Annotated in this window: 15 protein-coding genes; 7 read left to right on the forward strand and 8 right to left on the reverse strand. The window is 72.3% G+C overall.

Annotation, left to right across the window (positions count from 1 at the left end):
• Positions 1–134 precede the first annotated feature (134 nt).
• Together pntB and BLR33_RS18845 are read right to left on the reverse strand one after the other, a co-directional pair.
• Positions 135–1541, reverse strand: coding sequence for a Re/Si-specific NAD(P)(+) transhydrogenase subunit beta (gene pntB / locus BLR33_RS18840; protein WP_093785681.1), 1407 nt, complete (start codon positions 1539–1541; stop codon positions 135–137).
• Between the two features lie 7 nt (positions 1542–1548).
• Positions 1549–3102 carry a Re/Si-specific NAD(P)(+) transhydrogenase subunit alpha gene (locus BLR33_RS18845; protein ID WP_093785682.1) on the reverse strand — a complete coding sequence of 518 codons (1554 nt, stop codon included), beginning with the start codon at positions 3100–3102 and terminating at the stop codon, positions 1549–1551.
• A gap of 288 nt (positions 3103–3390) precedes the next feature.
• Between BLR33_RS18845 and BLR33_RS18850 the strand changes: the two genes are divergently transcribed.
• From BLR33_RS18850 to BLR33_RS18865, 5 genes are all read left to right on the forward strand, one after another.
• Entirely contained in the window at positions 3391–3810 is a 420-nt protein-coding gene (locus BLR33_RS18850; protein WP_093785683.1) for a cold-shock protein, read from the forward strand.
• 149 nt (positions 3811–3959) lie between these two features.
• The gene (locus BLR33_RS35255) at positions 3960–4112 is read left to right on the forward strand and encodes a putative leader peptide (protein WP_176930318.1); all 153 of its coding nucleotides are present in this window, start codon (positions 3960–3962) and stop codon (positions 4110–4112) included.
• 220 nt (positions 4113–4332) lie between these two features.
• Positions 4333–5388, forward strand: coding sequence for an amino acid ABC transporter permease (locus tag BLR33_RS18855; RefSeq protein ID WP_176930319.1), 1056 nt, complete (start codon positions 4333–4335; stop codon positions 5386–5388).
• Complete coding sequence (locus tag BLR33_RS18860; RefSeq protein ID WP_093785684.1) at positions 5385–6164, forward strand: amino acid ABC transporter ATP-binding protein; 780 nt, start codon at positions 5385–5387, stop codon at positions 6162–6164. Before BLR33_RS18855 ends, BLR33_RS18860 begins: the two co-directional genes overlap by 4 nt.
• A 201-nt stretch (positions 6165–6365) precedes the next feature.
• On the forward strand, positions 6366–7355 hold the full coding sequence (locus tag BLR33_RS18865) for an ABC transporter substrate-binding protein (protein ID WP_093785685.1): 990 nt from the start codon (positions 6366–6368) through the stop codon (positions 7353–7355).
• Between the two features lie 46 nt (positions 7356–7401).
• Here BLR33_RS18865 and BLR33_RS18870 read toward each other — a convergent pair whose 3' ends face one another.
• Together BLR33_RS18870 and BLR33_RS18875 are read right to left on the reverse strand one after the other, a co-directional pair.
• On the reverse strand, positions 7402–8241 hold the full coding sequence (locus BLR33_RS18870; protein ID WP_093785686.1) for a M55 family metallopeptidase: 840 nt from the start codon (positions 8239–8241) through the stop codon (positions 7402–7404).
• Positions 8238–9185, reverse strand: a complete 948-nt coding sequence (locus tag BLR33_RS18875; protein ID WP_093785687.1) for a N(4)-(beta-N-acetylglucosaminyl)-L-asparaginase — start codon at positions 9183–9185, stop codon at positions 8238–8240. The genes BLR33_RS18870 and BLR33_RS18875 overlap by 4 nt, the downstream gene beginning before the upstream one ends.
• Positions 9186–9515: 330 nt before the next feature.
• On the opposite strand from BLR33_RS18875, the gene BLR33_RS18880 reads away from it, so the two are divergent.
• Positions 9516–11207 (forward strand): discoidin domain-containing protein, encoded by a 1692-nt coding sequence (locus BLR33_RS18880; protein ID WP_093785688.1) that lies wholly within the window; start codon positions 9516–9518, stop codon positions 11205–11207.
• A 30-nt stretch (positions 11208–11237) separates the two neighbouring features.
• On the opposite strand, the gene BLR33_RS18885 is transcribed toward BLR33_RS18880, so the two are convergent.
• Entirely contained in the window at positions 11238–13580 is a 2343-nt protein-coding gene (locus tag BLR33_RS18885; protein ID WP_176930320.1) for a GH92 family glycosyl hydrolase, read from the reverse strand.
• A gap of 147 nt (positions 13581–13727) precedes the next feature.
• Here BLR33_RS18885 and BLR33_RS18890 point away from each other — a divergent pair, with 147 nt between their 5' ends.
• Positions 13728–16142, forward strand: a complete 2415-nt coding sequence (locus BLR33_RS18890; protein ID WP_093785690.1) for a glycosyl hydrolase family 95 catalytic domain-containing protein — start codon at positions 13728–13730, stop codon at positions 16140–16142.
• Positions 16143–16215: 73 nt separating this feature from the next.
• Here the strand turns inward: BLR33_RS18890 and BLR33_RS35260 are convergent, their stop codons facing one another.
• The 3 genes from BLR33_RS35260 to BLR33_RS18900 form a co-directional block, all read right to left on the reverse strand.
• The gene (locus BLR33_RS35260) at positions 16216–16386 is read right to left on the reverse strand and encodes a DUF6126 family protein (RefSeq protein WP_176930321.1); all 171 of its coding nucleotides are present in this window, start codon (positions 16384–16386) and stop codon (positions 16216–16218) included.
• The gene (locus BLR33_RS18895; protein WP_093785691.1) at positions 16383–17015 is read right to left on the reverse strand and encodes a helix-turn-helix domain-containing protein; all 633 of its coding nucleotides are present in this window, start codon (positions 17013–17015) and stop codon (positions 16383–16385) included. Before BLR33_RS18895 ends, BLR33_RS35260 begins: the two co-directional genes overlap by 4 nt.
• Positions 17016–17112: 97 nt before the next feature.
• Complete coding sequence (locus BLR33_RS18900; RefSeq protein WP_093785692.1) at positions 17113–18417, reverse strand: cation:proton antiporter; 1305 nt, start codon at positions 18415–18417, stop codon at positions 17113–17115.
• Positions 18418–18438 lie beyond the last annotated feature (21 nt).

The raw sequence follows: 18438 nt of genomic DNA on the forward strand, positions 1-18438 counted from the left end.
CCGCGTCACAACGTAGTCGAGCCCCGGCAATTAAGTCAACGGTTGAACTAATTGCCGTCGCAGGTCCCGGGGAGATCCGGGCGGCGCCGCAGGCGGGCGCCGCCCGGGACCCGCACGGGGTCCTCACAGTGGTCTCACAGGGCCTTGAGGATGTCCTCCACCCGCTCCTTGGCGTCGCCGAAGAGCATCTGGCTGTTCTCCCGGAAGAACAGCGGGTTCTGCACGCCCGCGTAGCCGGTGTTCATCGAGCGCTTGAAGACGACGACTTGGCCGGCCTCCCACACCCGCAGCACCGGCATGCCGGCGATCGGGCTGCCGGGGTCCTCGGCAGCGGCCGGGTTGACCGTGTCGTTGGCGCCGATCACCAGCACCACGGAGGTGGCGGCGAGGTCGTCGTTGATCTCGTCCATCTCCAGCACGATGTCGTAGGGCACCTTCGCCTCGGCCAGCAGGACGTTCATATGGCCGGGCAGCCGGCCCGCCACCGGATGGATGCCGAAGCGCACCTCCACCCCGCGCTCGCGCAGCCGCCGGGTGAGGTCGGCCACCGGGTACTGGGCCTGGGCGACCGCCATGCCGTAGCCGGGGGTGATCACCACCGACGAGGCGTCCTTGAGGAGTTCGGCGGTCTCCTCCGCGGTGATCTCGCGGTACTCGCCGTAGTCCCGGTCGTCCGGCCCCGCCGCCTCCATGCCGAAGCCGCCCGCGATCACCGACAGGAAGGAGCGGTTCATCGCCGCGCACATGATGTACGACAGATACGCACCCGAGGAGCCCACCAGGGCGCCGGTGACGATGAGCAGGTTGTTGTCGAGCAGGAAGCCGGAGGCCGCGGCCGCCCAGCCGGAGTAGCTGTTGAGCATCGAGACGACCACCGGCATGTCGCCGCCGCCGATGGAGGCCACCAGGTGCAGGCCGAGGGCGAGCGCGACCACCGTCACCGCGGTGAGCAGCCCCACGTTCGGGGAGGCGACGAAGGCCGCGGTCAGGCCGACGAAGGCGGCCAGCGCCCCGACGTTGAGGTAGTTGCGGCCCGGCAGCATCAGCGGGCTGGACCTGATCCGCGCCGACAGCTTCAGGAACGCCACGATCGAGCCGGTGAAGGTCACCGCGCCGATGAAGATGCCGATGAAGACCTCGGCGTGGTGGATGCCGAGCAGGTCGTGGGCGATCTCGTGCTGGCCCGAGCCCTTGGCCTCCACGTCGAGGTAGCCGCTCCAGCCGACGAGCACGGCGGCGAGGCCGACGAAGCTGTGCAGCAGCGCGATGAGTTCGGGCATGCCGGTCATCTCGACCCGGCGGGCCCGCCACAGGCCGATGCCGGCGCCGACCACCATGGCGACCGCCAGCAGCGCGACCCCGGTGGCGGCGATGCTGCGGGTGGCCAGCGCGATGGTCGCGGCGAGCGCGATCGCCATGCCGGCGATGCCGGAGACCACCCCGTGGCGGGACGTCTCGTGCCGGGACAGACCCGCCAGGCTCAGGATGAAGAGGAGGGCGGCGACGATGTAGGCCGCCTGTGCGGCCGAGGATGCGGTCATGGCGGCGTCAGTCCTTCGAGAACATGCTCAGCATGCGCCGGGTCACGGCGAAGCCGCCGAAGACGTTGATCGACGCCAGCAGGATGGCGACGAAGGAGAGCACGGTCACCGCGGTGTGCGCGTGCCCGATCTGCAGCAGCGCGCCCACCACGATGATCCCCGAGATCGCGTTGGTCACCGACATCAGCGGGGTGTGCAGCGCGTGGTGGACGTGGCCGATCACGTAGTAGCCGATGACGATCGACAGCACGAACACCGTCAGGTTGCCGATCAGCTGGGCCGGGGCGAAGCCGGCCAGCACGAACAGCCCGGCCGCGACCGCCCCGACGGCGGTGTAGAGGCGGCCGGGCCCGGCCGGGCGCTTGCGCTCCGCCGCGGGCGTCGGCGGTGGCGCCGCGGCGGCGGGCGCCGGGGCCGCCGAGACCTGCACCGGCGGTGGCGGCCAGGTGAGTTCGCCGTCGCGGACCACCGTGATCGAGCGCTGCACCACGTCCTCGAAGTCCAGCACCGCCTGCCCGTCCTTCGCCGGGGTGAGCAGCTTCAGCAGGTTGACCAGGTTGGTGCCGTACAGCTGGGAGGACTGCGCGGGCAGCCGGCCGGCCAGGTCGGTGTAGCCGATGAGGGTGACCTGGTTGGCGGTCGTGACGGCCTCGCCGGGCACCGTGCCCGCCACGTTGCCGCCCTGGGCGGCCGCCATGTCCACCACGACGCTGCCCGGCTTCATGCTCGCCACCATCTCCTCGGTGATCAGCCGGGGCGCGGGGCGGCCCGGGATCAGCGCGGTGGTGATGACGATGTCCACCTCGGGCAGCTCGCGCGCGTACAGGGCGGCCGCCAGGGCGTTGTAGTCCTGCGACATCTCCTTGGCGTAGCCGGTGCTGCTCACCTCGGCCTCGGCGGAGTCCACCGCCAGGTACTCCCCGCCCAGCGAGCGCACCTGATCGGCGACTTCGGGCCGCGGGTCGGTGGCGACCACCACCGCGCCCAGGCTGCCCGCCGCGCCGATCGCGGCGAGTCCCGCCACGCCCGCGCCCACCACCAGGACCCGGGCCGGCGGCACCTTGCCGGCCGCGGTGACCTGCCCGGTGAAGAACCGCCCGAACCGGTGGGCGGCCTCGACCACCGCGCGGTAGCCGGCGATGTTCGCCATCGAGCTGAGCACGTCCAGCGACTGGGCCCGCGAGATGCGCGGCACCGCGTCCATCGCCAGCGCCGTCACCCCCCGCGCGGCCAGCGCCTGGAGCAGGTCGGGACTGGTCGCCGGGGCGAGCAGGGCGACCAGCAGCGCGCCCTCGCGCATCAGGCCGATCTCCTCGGCCGAGGGCGGGTTGACGGCCAGGACGATGTCGGCTCCCCACGCGGCCGCCCGCTCGCCGACCGCGGCGCCCGCCTCCGCGTACGCCTCGTCGGAAAAGCTCGCTCCCCGCCCGGCACCGGACTCCACCACGACCTCGTAGCCGAGCTTCCGCAGCTGGGTGACGGTTGCGGGGGTCGCCGCCACCCTGCTCTCACCTGGCCGCGACTCCGATACGACACCCACAAGTTGCGCAGACTGACTCATAGCGGTCCTTTCCGCTAGGACGGGTACGCTTACGCAGCCTGCCATGCATTACCAGACTGGCCTCGTTCAATCACGGTCGTCAGTAGTCTGTATGCGAAAAACAATTCCGCGCGCCCGATTCGGTGGGAATCGCGGCTTCTTCGGCGGTTTCCCGGACCGGCTGCCCGCCGTGCGTCCGGACGTGCATCCGGAGGCGCGCCTTCCGCCTGCGGGGTCCGCCGGGGGCGGTGTTGCTAGGATCGGCTCCAGGTACGGGCAAGGGGCCCGCGGTTGTGGTCGGGGGTCGGTATGGTCGCTGGTCGGGTCGTTCGGTTCGACGGGGCGCGGGGGTACGGGTTCATCGCGCCCGAGACCGGCGGCGAGGATGTCTTCCTGCATGTCAACGACCTGCTGATCCCGGAGTCGTTCGTGCGGTCCGGGGTCGCGGTGGAGTTCGAGGTGGAGGACGGCGAGCGGGGACTCAAGGCGTCCTCGGTCCGTCTCGCGCACGGCGCGGAGGCGCCGCCCCCGATGCGGTCGTCCGTGCCCCGGCCGTCGGGGATCGACCTCGACGACCCGATGTGCGACGTCCTCAGCGAGGAGGAGTACACCCGCGACGTCACCGAGCTGCTGCTGAAGACGGCGCCGTGGCTGACGGGCGATCAGATCGTGCAGATCCGCCAGCAGTTCGTGCGCTTCGGCAAGGGCCACGGCTGGATCGAGGACTGACCCGGACCCGTGACCGGCGCGGCTTCGTCCGCACGTAACACTGCCGTCATTGTCTTGAAGTCCTCCTGCGGTTAGCGTGGTTGCCCGAACGGCCGCGCCGGGACGGCTCCCGGCGCCGCGGCGGCCCGAGACGCCCAGGGGGGGTGGACATGCGCGCACCCGATCGCACCGGCAACCCCGGCAGCCTCGGCAGGAGTGCCCGCCGCCCCGCCGGCACCTTCCACCTGCGGGTCCTGCGCCGCCATGTCGACCTGCTCCGGGTGAGCAGCGCCCTGTGTCCGGACGGAGCGCCGGTCCGCTGACCGCCTGACGCCCGCCCGGAAGACCTTCCCCGCAACCCCGCTCCCGCGACGCCCGACAGCGCCCTGGTCCGCCCTCGCGCGCCCTCGTGCCCTGTCGCCCTCCCGCGGGGGTGCGCGGACCCCTTCCGGCCGTACGGGCCCACGCGCTCGCCCCGGCGCCGTCCCACAGCGACCCCGTAGCAGCCCCTCGCGACGGTCCGACGAGACGGGAAGCCCCGCCATGAAGCCGCAGCCCACCCCAGCGCCGCCCCCGGCGGACGCACCCCCCGCCACCACCCCGAAGAGCCCGCCGCCCGGCGCACCCGTCGTGGCCGGCGGCGACCGCCCCTCCGACGAGGAGCTGCTGGCCGCCCGGCTGGTGCCCCTGCGCCACCCCGGCCAGTGGGCCTCGGCCGCCGTCCTGCTGGTGCTGCTCGCCATGCTGGTCAACACCCTCCTGACCAACAAGCGCTTCGAGTGGGGCACGGTCGGCGACTACTTCCTGCGCTCCTCGGTGCTGCACGGCCTGGCGCTCACCTTGTGGCTCACCGGCGCCGTGATGGCCACCGGCTACCTCCTCGGCATCGGCATCGCCGCCATGCGGCTGTCCGGCAACCGCGTGCTGCGCCTGCTCAGCTTCGGATACGTCTGGCTGATCCGCTCCGTGCCGCCACTGGTCCAGCTGCTCTTCTGGTACGAACTCGCCTCGCTCTACCCGACCCTGACCCTCGGGGTGCCCTTCGGCCCGCACTTCGCCTCCTTCAGGACCGCGCACCTGTTCAGCGGCGTGCTCGCCGCCTACGTCGCGCTCAGCCTGGACGTGGCCGCCTTCTCCGCCGAGATCGTGCGCGGCGGCATCCTCGCCGTGGACCGCGGCCAGACCGAGGCCGCCCAGGCGCTCGGCCTCGGCCGGGGCCGCATCTTTCGCCGGATCGTGCTGCCCCAGGCGATGCCCGCGATCATCCCCGCCTCCGGCAACCTGCTCATCGGCATGCTGAAGGCGACCTCGATCGTCAGCGTCATCGCGGTGCAGGACCTGCTCTACTCCACCGAGCTGATCTACCAGCAGAACTTCCGGGTCGTGCCGCTGCTGATCGTGGCCACCTTGTGGTACATCGCGCTCACCACCCTGCTGTCCATCGGGCAGTTCTTCATCGAGCGGTACTACGCGCGCGGCAGCAGCCGCGGCGCGCCGCCCGGCGGCAGGCAGCACCGCGGTCTGCTCGCCGTGGCCCGGGAGAACCTGCCGCTGCTCGGCCCGGTGTGGTCCGGCCGCCACCAGGCGGGGCTGTCATGACCGCCGGGACCGCTCGGCACCCGCTGGTGCGGGTACGCGGGCTGACCAAGAACTTCGGCACCCACCAGGTGCTCTCCGGCGTCGACCTGGACGTGCACGAGGGCGAGGTCGCGGTGCTGCTCGGGCCCTCCGGCTCGGGCAAGTCCACCCTGCTGCGCTGCGTCAACCACTTGGAGCGGCCCGACGCCGGGTTCGTCGAGGTGGCCGGCGACCTCGTCGGCTACCGCCACGACGGGGGCCGGCTGCACGAGCTGCGGCCGCGGGCGATCACCCGCCAGCGTGCCCGCGTCGGCATGGTCTTCCAGCAGTTCAACCTCTTCCCGCACCTGACCGTGCTGGAGAACCTCACCGAGGCCCCGGTCGCCGTGCGCGGCATCCCCCGCAAGCAGGCCGCCGCACGGGCCCGCGAACTCCTGGAGCGGGTCGGCCTCGGCGGGCGCGAGTCGGCCTACCCCAAGCGGCTCTCCGGCGGCCAGCAGCAGCGGGTCGCCATCGCCCGGGCACTGGCCATGGAGCCCGAACTGCTGCTCTTCGACGAGCCGACCAGCGCCCTGGACCCCGAACTCGTCGGCGAGGTACTGGCCGTGATCAAGGACCTCGCGGTCAGCGGCATGACGATGATCGTGGTCACCCACGAGATCGGCTTCGCCCGCGAGGTCGCCGACACCGTCGTCTTCCTCGACGACGGCCGGATCGTGGAGTCCGGGCCGCCCGGCGAGGTCCTCACCGCGCCCCGGCACGAGCGCGCCCGCGCGTTCCTGTCCGCGGTGCTCTGAACCCCGCCCCCTGTCCCGTCCACTCCCGCCTTCCCCCGCCTTCCCCGCCTTCCCGCGCCTTTCCTGCCCTTCTCCTGCTTTCCCGCACCCTCCTTCCGCCGCCCGCCCGCGGCCCGTTGCCGCCCCCCGCCCCGTCCCGGTGCCCGCAAGGCCGGCCGCCGCCGCCCGGTCCGCACCGCCGCCCCAATGAAAGGTCACGCCATGCCCGTGCCCGCCCGCCCCTCCCGCCGTATCCCCGCCCGGCGGCTGCTCGCGGCCGTCGCCGCCGTCGCCGCGCTCGGCGCCACCGCCGCCTGCGGCAGCGACTCCGGCGGCGGTACCACGGCCCCGGCGAAGCCCGCCGCCTCCTCGGGCGGCTCCGGCAGCACCGCCGTGCCGAGCCAGGACGTCGTCTCCTCGATCGCCGAGGACCCCGCCCTGCACGCCGAACTGCCCGCCGCCGTGCGCTCCTCGGGCAGCCTCACCCTCGGCACACCGCCCGACCCGGGCACCGTCGGGCTGCCGCACGGCGGCACGGTGGACGGCAAGGAGGTCGGCCTCGACGTCGACCTGCGCGCCGCCGTCGCCAAGCTGCTCGGCGTCAAGCTGCAGGTCGAGCACGGCACCTTCGCCTCGATCATCCCCGGCGTGCAGAACGGCAAGTACGACATCGGCTACGGCAACTTCGGCGTCACCAAGGCCCGCGAGCAGGTGGTGGACTTCGCCACCTACCTCAACGACGGGCAGTCCTTCCTCGGCGCCGACACCGTCCCGGTGAACACCGTCAAGACGCTCACCGACCTGTGCGGCTACACCGTGGCCACCTCGCCCGGTTCGACCTTCCAGCAGATCCTCACCGACGGCGCCGGCAAGTGCGCCGCCGCCGGCAAGAAGCCGTACACCGTGCAGTACTTCTCCGACAGCGGGCCGATCTTCCTGGGCCTGGCCAACGGCAAGGTGGACATCTATTTCGGCCCGACGCTGGCGCTGAAGTACGACGCCGTGCACGTCGCCCACACCAAGTACCTGGGCCAGATCAGCAGCACCCCGGTCGGCTTCACCACCGCCAAGGGCTCGCCGCTGGCACCCGTGCTCGCCGACGCGGTCAACAAGCTGATCGCCGACGGGTCCTACGCGCGGATCTTCGCCAAGTGGTCGGTCCCCGGCACCGCCATCACCCACTCACAGGTGAACCCGCCGGCCACCCTCTGAGCCGGCGTCCGGGCCCGGGGGACGGTGCCCCCGGGCCGGGACGGGCCTACTCGGCGATGCCCCGGGTCAGCAGCACCACCGTGACGAAGGTGCGGTAGAGGCGGATCGGGTCCTCGTCGGTGAGCGTCACCGTGCACGGGTCGCCGGGGTGGGCCGCGACCCCGTTGATCCAGGTGGCCATCTCGGCCAGGTCGGGGTTGCGCATCCGCACCGTCAGCGTCGCCGGCAGCTCGATGGCCGGCAGCGGGGCCGGGGCGCTCGAGGTGAGCGCCTTGACCGCCCGCCGGGCCGCCGTGCGGATCTCCTCGCGGGCGTCCTCCGGGTGCAGGCTGTCGGCCGAGAAGCGCGACACCGACTCCTTGACCACCGCGGACATCGCGCCCGGGCAGAAGGGCCGCAGCTCCTCCGCGGTCGTGCGGTCCCCGGTGACCAGCAGCACGGGCACGCCGTGGCCGAGGGCGACCAGCGCGTTGATGCCGCTCTCGCCGGCCACCACGCCATTGAGCCGCACCTCGCTGATCGCCAGCGGGTTGTAGGTGTGCGACAAGGTGGCCGGCGAGCCGGACATCGAGCCGTGGTAGGAGACGAAGAAGACGGCGTCGAAGGAGGAGTCCAGGCCCTGCATCATGTAGAGCGGCTTGTGGCGTCCCGACAGGTAGCGGGCCCGCCCGGCGAGCTGTTCGGGGTGCAGGTTGGCCATGGTGGAGTGCGAGTCGTTGACCAGGAACTCGCGCGCCCCGCCGGTCCTGGCACCCTCGATCGCCGCGTTCACCTCCGCCTGCAGCAGGCCCCGGTAGCGGTCGTACTCCGGCTGGCCGGGACGGCACTGCGACCAGTCGACGACACCGGCCGTACCCTCCATGTCGGAGGAGATGAAGATCTTCACAGCACGCTCCTGGGCCTGAACTCCGGTTCCGTGGACGCCTCGGTCATCAGCGCGTACACGCTGCCCTCCTGGCCCGCGGCGCCGCCGTGCCGCCCGTCCGGGGTCAGCGCCAGCGCGCGCAACTCGGCCCGGAAGTCGTCCGGCAGCGTGGCCGCGTCCGCCAGCGCCGCCCGGCAGGCGTCCGCCGGGTCCTGCCCGGCGGCCAGCAGTTCCACGATGGTGCGCGCGGTGCCGCCGCGCATGCTCAGCTCGCCGCGGCCGGTGCAGGCCGCGCCGCCCGCCCGCAGGTCGCACCAGTTGCCGGCGCCGGGCAGCGCCGAGTCGCCGACCCGGCCGGGGTACTTGTACGGGTAACCGGAGGTGGACACGCCCACACACATCTCGCCGTCCGCGTCGAGGGCGATGATGTTGATCGTGCCCCACGGGCCGTCGTGCGGGGCCAGCCGGCGGATCAGCTCCAGGGCGCTCTGCCGGTAGCGGGCGTCGCCGTCGGTGGCCCGGGTGTTCTCGCCCTCGACCGCCTCCTGGGAGTCGGCGACCTGCTTGCGCCACAGCTCGCGGGACTCCTCGGTGAGCAGGTCGGCGGTGGTGAAGCCGCACTCCTGCGCGAAGAGCGCGGCGCCCTCGCCGACCAGCAGGCTGTGCTGCGGCAGCTTCTCCAGCACCGCGCGGGCCACCGAGATCGGGTTCGGGTAGCCCTTGAGGGCGCCCACCGCGCCGAACTGCCGGCCCGAGCCGATCATCAGCGAGGCGTCGAGCTCGACCACGCCCTGGGCGTTCGGCAGGCCGGCCGTGCCCACGTAGTGGTCCGCGGTGTTGTCCTCGCAGCGCCGCATGGCGGCCTCCACGGCGTCCAGCGCGGAGCCGCCACGGCTCAGCACCTCCATGCCGGTCGGCAGCCCCGCCTCGCTGCGCTCGCTGCCGATGATGATCGCTTCCGCCACGCTTCCTCCTCCTGCCCGTGCCTGCCACACCGCGGTCTGCCGCGCCCCCGCCGACCTGCCCTTTCCCCGTCGTGGTCGTTGTACGGCGCAGTCTTGCACCCGCGGCGGGGGACCGGGCAGCCGGGTCGGCCATCAGAGGGGCCACGCGGCGGTGGCCTCCCCGGTCATGGCCCGGTCATGGTCCGGTCACCGCCGGCGGGGCAGTCAGGGCGACGGGAGCATGAATCTTGCGTGGTTTCTGTCAAATATTTCGCCTGATGCGCGGACTATTGCTGCCATGTGTTCGTCTCATTACCATCAGGGGCTCGACGACCGATCGGAGGAGTCCAGATGGGTGTCACACGTCGGGTTTTCCTGCAGGCGGCGGTGGCCGCCACCGCCGTGGGGGCGACCGCGGCCGCCCAGACCGCGGCGGCGGGGAGCGCGTCGGCCGCCAGCGGCCCCGGTGACGTGGTGGGCAAGGTGACGGTCGGCTACCAGGGCTGGTTCGCGTGCATCGGCGACGGCGCCCCGATCAACACCTGGTGGCACTGGAGCGCCAACGGCGGCCAGCCGCCGTCCCCGTCGAACACCGGCATCGTCGCCTGGCCGGACGTGCGCGACTACACGCACACCTACCAGACCGGCTACGCCGCCCTCGGCAACGGCCAGCCCGCCACCCTGTTCTCCTCCTACGACCAGCAGACGGTGGACACGCACTTCCTGTGGATGCAGCAGAACGGCATCGACACCGCCGCCCTGCAGCGCTTCAACCCCAACGGCTCCGAGGGCCCCACCCGCGACGCCATGGCGCAGAAGGTCCGGCAGTCCGCCGAGTCGCACGGCCGCAAGTTCTACATCATGTACGACGTCTCCGACTGGACGAACATGCAGTCGGAGATCAAGGCCGACTGGACGAACAAGATGAAGGCGCACACCGCGAGTTCGGCCTACGCCGTGCAGAACGGCAAGCCGGTGGTGTGCATCTGGGGCTTCGGCTTCAACGACAACCAGCGCCCCTTCGCCCCGGACGCGTGCCTGGACGTCGTCAACTGGTTCAAGTCCCAGGGCTGCTACGTGATCGGCGGGGTGCCCACCTGGTGGCGGACCGGGGACCGCGACTCGCGTGCGGGCTTCTCGGACGTTTACCACGCCTTCCACATGCTCTCGCCGTGGATGGTCGGCCGGATCGGCAACGTCGCCGACGCCGACAACTTCTACAACGTCGCCACCGTGCCCGACCTCGCCGAGTGCGCCGCCCACGGCATCGACTACCAGCCCTGCGTGCTGCCCGGCGCGGTCACCCTGCGCCAGCGCGCCCACGGCGACTTCATGTGGCGGCAGTTCTACAACATGGTGCGGGCCGGGGTGCAGGGCATCTACATCTCGATGTTCGACGAGTTCAACGAGGGCAACCAGATCGCCAAGACCGCAGAGTCGCAGGCATGGGTGCCCACCAACTCCGGCTTCCTCGCCCTCGACGAGGACGGCACCGCCTGCTCCAGCGACTACTACCTGCGGCTGACCGGCGACGGCGGCCGCATGCTCAAGGGCCAGATCGCCCTGACCGCCACCCGCCCCACCCCGCCGGTGGCCGGCGGCGGCACCACCCCGCCGCCGACCGGCAACCTCGCCCTGCACCGCGCGACCGCGGAGTCCGGCCACACCCAGACCTACGCCTCGGGCAACGCCACCGACGGCGACGCCAACTCCTACTGGGAGTCGGTGAACAACGCCTTCCCGCAGTGGCTCCAGGTCGACCTCGGCTCCGCCCAGCCGGTCAAGCGGGTGGTGCTGTCCCTGCCGCCGTCCAGCGCCTGGGGCGCCAGGACCCAGACCCTGTCGGTGCAGGGCAGCACCGACGGCGGCACCTTCACCCAGCTCGCCGCCTCGGCCGGCCACACCTTCGACCCGGCCTCGGGCAACACCGCGACGATCACGCTGCCTTCGACCGCCACCACCCGCTACGTGCGGCTGACCTTCACCGCCAACACCGGCTGGCCGGCCGGGCAGGTGGCCGAGTTCCAGGTCTTCGCGAGCTGACCGCCCTGCTGCTCCCGGCCCGGCGGGACGTCACCGCCCGGCCGGGGGCGCCCACTTCGGGTCGCTGCCCCACGCCGTGTTCGGCTCCGCGCCCATCACGAAGGTGAGCCGGCCGCCGCGCACGATCTCCTCGTGGGTGATCCACGCCCGGTGCAGCGGCCTGCCGTCCAGCGTCGCGGACTGCACATAGAGGTTCTGCGCCGAGTTGTGCCGGGCCTCGATCGTGAAGCGGGTGCCGCGGCTGGTGGTGAAGGCCACCTCGTCGAAGAGCGGGCTGGCCAGGGCGTAGACGCCGCTGGCCGGCGCCACCGGGTAGAAGCCGGCGGCCGCCAGCACGTACCAGGCCGACATCTGCCCGCAGTCGTCGTTGCCGGCGAGCCCGGCCGGGCCGGTGGCGTAGGCGTTCGCGCACACGTAGCGCGACCATTTCTGGGTGAGCCAGGGGGCGCCGGTGTAGACGAACATGAACGCCATCTGGTGCACGGGCTCGTTGGAGTGGTTGTACCTGTCGTTCCACTTCATCATGTCCGCCGGCGGGGTCTGCGCGAAGATCGCGTCCAGCCGGGTGTTGAACGCCTCGCGGCCGCCCAGGAGCCCGGCCAGGCCCTCGATGTCGTGCGGCACGAACCAGCCCTGCTGCTCGGGGTTGGACTCCACGCAGCCGTCCTGGTCGCCCATCCAGCTGCCGTCGGCGTTGCGGCCGCGGAACCAGCCGACCGCCGGGTCGAAGAGGTTGCGGTAGTTCTGCGCGGTGCGCTCCAGGGCCGTCGCGTCGGCGTGGTGGCCGGTGGCGCGGGCGAAGCGGGACAGGGCGTAGTCGGAGTAGCAGTTCTCCAGGGTGGTCGACAGGCTGGTGTCCACGCAGTAGCCGAGCGTGCTCCAGTGGGCGAAGTCGTTGCGGTTGGTGACCTCGGCGGGGCCGAGCGCCACGTCGCGGCAGTAGCGGTAGGCGGTGTCGGCGTCGAAGCCGCGCACGCCCTTCAGGTACGCCTCGGCGATCGCGTTGACCGCCGGGTCGCCGATCATCGTGTCGGTGTCGGTGCCCAGCAGCTCCCAGCGGGCCAGGCCCTTGACCGCTCCCGAACCGGTCAGCGCCAGCAGGGTGTTGACCTGGTCGGCGACCACCTGCTCGTCGATGATGGTGAGCAGCGGGAACTGGGCGCGGAAGACGTCCCAGCCGCTGAAGACGGTGCGCTGGGTGAAGCCGTCGTGCCGGATCGGGCCGTCGCCGAAGCGGGAGGCGCCGTCGGCGTCGCTGGAGACCCGCGGGTCGATCATCGTGTGGTAGAGCGCGGAGTAGAAGATCTCGCGCTGCTCGTCCGTGCCGCCCTTGGCCGCCACCTTGGCGACCGCGCGCGACCAGGAGCCGCGGGCGGCGGCTCTGGCCCCGTCGAAGTCCCAGTCGGGCAGGGAGGATTCGAGGTTGCCGCGGGCGCCGTCCAGGCCGGTGAAGGAGATCCCGGCCTTGGCGAGCACCTGCTGGCCGGCGTGGACGGGGAACTCCACGAAGAACCCCGCGCTGTCGCTCGCGCCGGACTGCGCGGTGGCCCCGCGGGTGACCTTCTCGCCGTCCCAGGTGCCGAGTTCGCTGATCGGCAGCTGGAAGCGCATGCAGAAGTAGACCGTGTACGTGGGGCCGTTGCCGCAGATCCAGCCGCCGCCGGAGCGGTCGGCGGTCATCGAGCCCGCCACGGTGTGCGCGTCCACCAGGCGCAGCTCCTGGGTGACGGTGTGCGAGCCGTCGAAGCCGATGCGCCGGGAGAGGTCCACCTTCAGCCGGCCGGTGCCCGCCTCGTGGAAGGTGCAGCGCAGCATGCCGGCCCGTTCGGCGGCGGTCAGCTCCACCCGCACGCCGTAGCGGTCGAGTTCGACGCTGTAGTAGCCGGCCTCGGCCTGCTCGGTGGCCTTGTCGAAAGGGCTCTTGGCGGCGTCGCGGCCGGTCACCAGGTCGCCGGTCTGGGGCTGCACCTGGACCTGGCCGAGGTCGCCGTAGCAGCCGATGCCGCTCAGGTGCAGGAAGCTGAAGCCCTCGATGGTGGTCATGTCGGCGCTGTAGCCGCTGCCGTTGTCGCCGCCGGAGACCGTGTCCGGGCTGAGCTGCACCAGTCCGTAGGGCACCACGGCGCCGGGGAAGGTCTTGCCGCAGGCGGTGTCGGGGGAGGTGGTCAGGGCGCCGGTGAACGGGTTGATCCAGTCCACGGCCGCGCGCCCCGCGGTGGCCGCGGCGCCGGAGGCGGCCGGCGGAACCGGCCCCGCCGGGGGGCTGCCGGCGGCCGCCGCGGGGGCCGCGCTGCCGAGCGCGGCGAGCGCCGCGGCGCCGCCGCCGGCGAGGAGAAAACCGCGCCTGCTGAATGGGTCACCGTGCTCCGTCATGGGCATGCTCCTTGAGACATCGGATGTTCGGTGGGACAGTCAGGGCGGTCAGAACCCTTGATTCCATTAATTACGAGTTTTATGGTGCTCCCGCGTTCCTGGCAAGAACCTCGTCCGACACCGTAGTCACCCAGAGGAGCATCCGTCATGACCACCCCTCAGCGCGACCCGTCTGCACCGCCCAGTCGTCGGAGCTTTCTCGCTGCCGCTGGTGCGACCGGAGCCTTGGGGTCGCTTGCCGCGCTCGGCCTGCCGGCCTTCACCGCGAGCGCCGCGGAGCCGGACCGCCCCACGGGTGACCCGCGTCTCCCGCAGGACCGGGCGGTCCGGCTCTGGTACACCGCGCCCGCCTCGGCCGACGCGATGATCCAGCAGGCGCTGCCGGTGGGCAACGGCCGCCTCGGTGCCCTCGTCGGCGGTGACCCCGCCCAGGAGGCGGTCTACGTCACCGACGGCACCATGTGGACCGGCGGGCTCAACGACGTCCTGGACGACGACGGCCAGTTCCCCTACGAGCGGGTCGAGTTCGGCTCCTTCACCCAGCTCGCCCACCTCACCGTCGACCTGCCCGACCACACCCCCGGCACCGTCACCGGCTACCGCCGCACCCTGGACCTCAGCAACGGCCTGGTCACCGCCGAGTACACGCATGCCGGCGGCACCCACCGCCGCGAGGTCTACGCCAGCCACCCCGACGACGCCGTGGTGCTCCACCTCACCCAGAGCGGCGGCAGCCGGCTCAGCGGGCACATCACCCTGGCCGGCACCCACGGCGAGACCACCGCGACCTCGGCCGCCGACACCACCGGCTCGATCTCCGCCGCCTTCGCCAACGGGCTGCGCTACGCCGCCGCCGTCACCGCCACCAGCCGCACCGGCCGGGTCCGCGCCACCGCCACCGGGCTCGACTTCACCGGCTGCGCCGACCTGACGATCGTGCTCGCCGGCGGCACCGACTACGCGCCGGACGCCGCCCGCGGCTACCGCGACCCGGGCCTGGACCCGCTGGCGCTGGCCCGGCACAAGGCCACCGCCGCCGCCCGGCACGACCCCGCGCTCCTGCGCGCCACCCATGTCGCCGACCACCGGCGGCTGTTCGACGCGCAGGACGTCTTCCTCGGCGCCTCCACCCCCGAGCAGCGCGCGGCCGACACCTGGACGAGGCTGCAGGCAAGAGCCGCGCAGGGCGCCGCCCCCGACCCCGAACTGGAGGCCGCCTACCTGCAGTTCGGCCGCTACCTGATGATCTCCGGCTCCCGCGACAGTGTGCCGCTGAACCTGCAGGGGCTGTGGCTGGACGGCAACGACCCGGACTGGATGGGCGATTACCACACCGACATCAACGTCCAGATGAACTACTGGATGGCCGACCGCGCGGGCCTGTCCGGCTGCTTCGACGCCTTCACCGACTACTGCCTGGCCCAGCTGCCCTCCTGGACCGACACCACGCGGCGGCTGTTCAACGACCCGCGCAACCGGTTCCGCAACTCCTCGGGCAAGGTGGCCGGTTGGGCGGTGGCCTTCTCCACCAACATCCACGGCGGCTCCGGCTGGTGGTGGCACCCCGCGGCGAACGCCTGGATCGCCAACACCCTCTTCCAGCACTACGAGTTCACCCAGGACACCGGCACCCTGGCCCGCATCTACCCGCTGCTGAAGGGCGCCTGCGAGTTCTGGCAGGCCCGGCTGGTGTCCATGACGGTCACCGACCCGGCCACCGGGCAGGACCGCGAGGTGCTGGTGGACGACAAGGACTGGTCGCCCGAACAGGGTCCGCAGGACACCCGCGGCAACACCTACTCCCAGGAGCTGGTCTGGGCGCTGTTCGGCAACTTCCACACCGCCAGCACCCTGCTCGGCCGCGACGCCGCCCTGCGCGGCACCCTCGACGCCCTGCGCGACCGGCTCTACCTGCCGCAGATCAGCCCCACCAGCGGCTGGCTGGAGGAGTGGATGTCGCCGGACAACCTCGGCGAGGACCAGCACCGCCACCTCTCGCCGCTGATCGGCTTCTTCCCCGGCGACCGGATCACCCTGGACTCCTCGCCGAAGGAGCTGACCGACGCGGTGCGCGCCCTGCTCGTCGCCCGCGGCATGGACTCCTACGGCTGGGCGAACGCCTGGCGGGCGCTGTGCTGGGCCCGGCTGAAGGACGCCGAGCGCGCCTACCAGCTGGTGACCACCAACCTGCGGCCCTCGACCGCCAACAGCAACGGCTCGGCACTCAACCTCTTCGACATCTACCAGGTGGAGGCCGACCGCAGCATCTTCCAGATCGACGCCAACTTCGGCACGCCCTCGGCGATGGTCGAGATGCTCGTCTACTCCCGGCCCGGCCGGGTCGAGCTGCTGCCCGCCCTGCCGCAGGCGTGGTCGGCGCAGGGCCGGATCACCGGCGTCGGCGTCCGCGGCGGCTTCACGCTCGACCTGGCCTGGCGGGACGGCAAGGTCACCGAGGCCACGCTGCACAGCGTCGGCGGCCGCGGCACCGAGGTCGTGGCCGCCGGCCGGACCCGGACGGTGGACCTGCGCCCGGGCGGCTCGGTGACGCTGCGCTGGTGAGACACGCCGGCGGGCCCGGTGCCGTCGAGGCACCGGGCCCGCCGGGCGGGGGACCGGCGGCGGCCGCGAGCGGTCACCGCTTGCCGATCACCGCGAACATCAGCCACAGGAAGAAGGCCATCAGGTGCGCCACCGCCACGTAGACCAGCACGCGCAGGGTGGCCCCGCGCTCCTTCTGCCGCTCGCTGCCGTTGGTGGTGGGCACCACCACGGGGACAGGACGCGGACGGGTTCCTTCCGTCATGATCGGCCTCCTCGTAGGTCGGCCGGCTGATGCGGGGTGATGCACAGCCCGGCCGTGTCGCTCTGCATGAGGGTGTGGACGAACAGCAGGTCGACGCCCTCGCGGGTGCCGGCTGCCAGCTTGTGCGGCACGAGCGAGTCGAAGTGCGCCGAGTCGCCCGCGGCCAGGGTGTGCACCTGCTCGCCGAGCGTCAGCTCCAGCGCCCCGTGCGTGACGTAGAGCCACTCCTCGCCGGCGTGCACCCGCACCAGGGCCTCCTGCGCCCGGGCCGGCACGTGCACCCGCAGCGCCTGCATGGCCCGCCCGGTGCCGCCGGCCCGCCAGTACGTCCACCCGCCCGCGGGCACCGGCGCCATGTCGGCCGCGCGTACGATGGGATCGGGTTCGGCCGCACTCTCGCCGAGCAGGTCCGAGACGGTGGTGCCGTAGAGCCGGGCGAGCCCGAGCAGTACCGGCAGCGAGGGCTGCCGCAGTCCGGACTCCAGCCGGGACAGGTGCGCGGCGGACAGGCCCATGCGGTGGGCCGCGGCCTCCAGGGTGAGCCCGGCGGACCTGCGGCGCTCGCGCAGGCGGGGGGCGAGCACGAGGTCGTCGCCGGGAGCGGTGGCAGGTGCTGTGGCGTCGTCCATGGCTTCATGGAACAGCAGGAAATGCCTCTGAGGCAAAAAACTTGCCTCAGAGGCAAATCACCGCGCGTCTGTGCACGTCGGGGCACGTCAGGGCGGGTCAGGCGGCTCCCGCGGCCCCTCCCAGCCCCGCCGCGGCGCCCACGGGCTCCGCGTCCGGGACCGGCCCCTCCGCCTCGCGCACCCCGCCGTCCAGCCGGTCCCACAGCCGCAGCAGCGGTGTCGCCATGGTGGTGGTCACCACCGCCACGAGCACCAGCACGGTGAACATCGAGGACGACACGATGCCCTCGGAGAGCCCGACATTGATCGCGATCAGCTGCATCAGCCCGCGCGCATTCATCAGGGTGCCGATCCGCAGCGCCACCGCCGGGCTCTGCCCGCTCCAGCGCGCCGCCGCCCAGCAGGCCCCGAACTTGCCCGCCACCGCGGCCGCCGTGCAGGCCAGCGCGAAGAGCAGCAGCGCGCTCTGGCCGAGCAGCCCGGTGTCGGTGTTCAGCCCGGAGTAGGTGAAGAACAGCGGCAGCAGCAGGGTGCGGCTGAGCGGGGCGGTCGCCTCCACCGCGCGGTCGACCTTCGCCGAGCGCGGGAAGGCCACACCGAGGCTGAAGGCACCGAAGACCGCGTACAGCCCGATCCGGTCGGTGTACCAGGCGGCCAGGCACAGCGCGAGCAGCATCACCAGCAGCAGTTGCTCGTGGTTCAGCCGCTCGATCCCGCGGGTGAGCGGGCCCCGGAAGCGCACCACCAGGGAGAGCACCACCACCATGCCGGCGGCGCCGCAGACGGCGAGCACCGCGGTGCCCGCGGTGCCGCGGGCCATGCTCACCACGCCGGCCAGCAGGATCCAGGCGACCACGTCGTCGATCGCGCCGGCGGCCAGCGAGACGGTGCCGAAGGAGGTATGGGTGAGGTTGTTCTCGGTGATGATCCGGGCCAGCATCGGGAACGCGGTGATCGCCAGGGTGACGCCGACGAAAAGCACGGTCACGTGCAGCGGCACGCCGGGCGGCGAGGTGTGCACGGAGTTGTTCATGGCCCAGGTGACGCCGGCGCCGAGCGCGAGCGGCAGCGCGCTGCCGGCCGCCGAGATCATCGCGGCCGACCGCGCCACCGGCTTGATCCGGTCCATCCGGAACTCGTAGCCGGCCTGGAACATGAACAGCGTGAGGCCCAACTGCCCGGTGACGTACAGCATCGGGCGCATCTCGGCGGGGAAGACGTGGTGCTCGACGGAGGGCAGCAGCAGGCCGAGCACGGAGGGCCCGAGCAGCACGCCGGCGATCATCTCGGCGACGACGGGCGGCTGCCCGAGCGGTTTGAGCAGCAAGGTGACACCCCGGCAGACGACCAGGATGACGACGACGGCAAGCAGGAAAGCGGTTCCCAGTTCGGTGGTGGACATCGATGGGCGGCCCTTCGGCGG

Origin of the sequence: Actinacidiphila guanduensis (genome assembly GCF_900103985.1) — a bacterium.
In the GTDB taxonomy this organism is placed as follows: Bacteria; Actinomycetota; Actinomycetes; order Streptomycetales; family Streptomycetaceae; genus Actinacidiphila; species Actinacidiphila guanduensis.

Bases quoted from the DNA above. Each gene is read 5' to 3' on its own strand.
- BLR33_RS18890 (WP_093785690.1), top strand. From the start codon at position 13,728: ATGACCACCCCTCAGCGCGACCCGTCTGCACCGCCCAGTCGTCGGAGC.
- pntB (WP_093785681.1), bottom strand. From the start codon at position 1,541: ATGACCGCATCCTCGGCCGCACAGGCGGCCTACATCGTCGCCGCCCTC.
- BLR33_RS18880 (WP_093785688.1), top strand. From the start codon at position 9,516: ATGGGTGTCACACGTCGGGTTTTCCTGCAGGCGGCGGTGGCCGCCACC.
- BLR33_RS35255 (WP_176930318.1), top strand. From the start codon at position 3,960: ATGCGCGCACCCGATCGCACCGGCAACCCCGGCAGCCTCGGCAGGAGT.
- BLR33_RS18900 (WP_093785692.1), bottom strand. From the start codon at position 18,417: ATGTCCACCACCGAACTGGGAACCGCTTTCCTGCTTGCCGTCGTCGTC.
- BLR33_RS35260 (WP_176930321.1), bottom strand. From the start codon at position 16,386: ATGACGGAAGGAACCCGTCCGCGTCCTGTCCCCGTGGTGGTGCCCACC.
- BLR33_RS18845 (WP_093785682.1), bottom strand. From the start codon at position 3,102: ATGAGTCAGTCTGCGCAACTTGTGGGTGTCGTATCGGAGTCGCGGCCA.
- BLR33_RS18865 (WP_093785685.1), top strand. From the start codon at position 6,366: ATGCCCGTGCCCGCCCGCCCCTCCCGCCGTATCCCCGCCCGGCGGCTG.
- BLR33_RS18850 (WP_093785683.1), top strand. From the start codon at position 3,391: ATGGTCGCTGGTCGGGTCGTTCGGTTCGACGGGGCGCGGGGGTACGGG.
- BLR33_RS18860 (WP_093785684.1), top strand. From the start codon at position 5,385: ATGACCGCCGGGACCGCTCGGCACCCGCTGGTGCGGGTACGCGGGCTG.
- BLR33_RS18885 (WP_176930320.1), bottom strand. From the start codon at position 13,580: ATGACGGAGCACGGTGACCCATTCAGCAGGCGCGGTTTTCTCCTCGCC.
- BLR33_RS18895 (WP_093785691.1), bottom strand. From the start codon at position 17,015: ATGGACGACGCCACAGCACCTGCCACCGCTCCCGGCGACGACCTCGTG.
- BLR33_RS18855 (WP_176930319.1), top strand. From the start codon at position 4,333: ATGAAGCCGCAGCCCACCCCAGCGCCGCCCCCGGCGGACGCACCCCCC.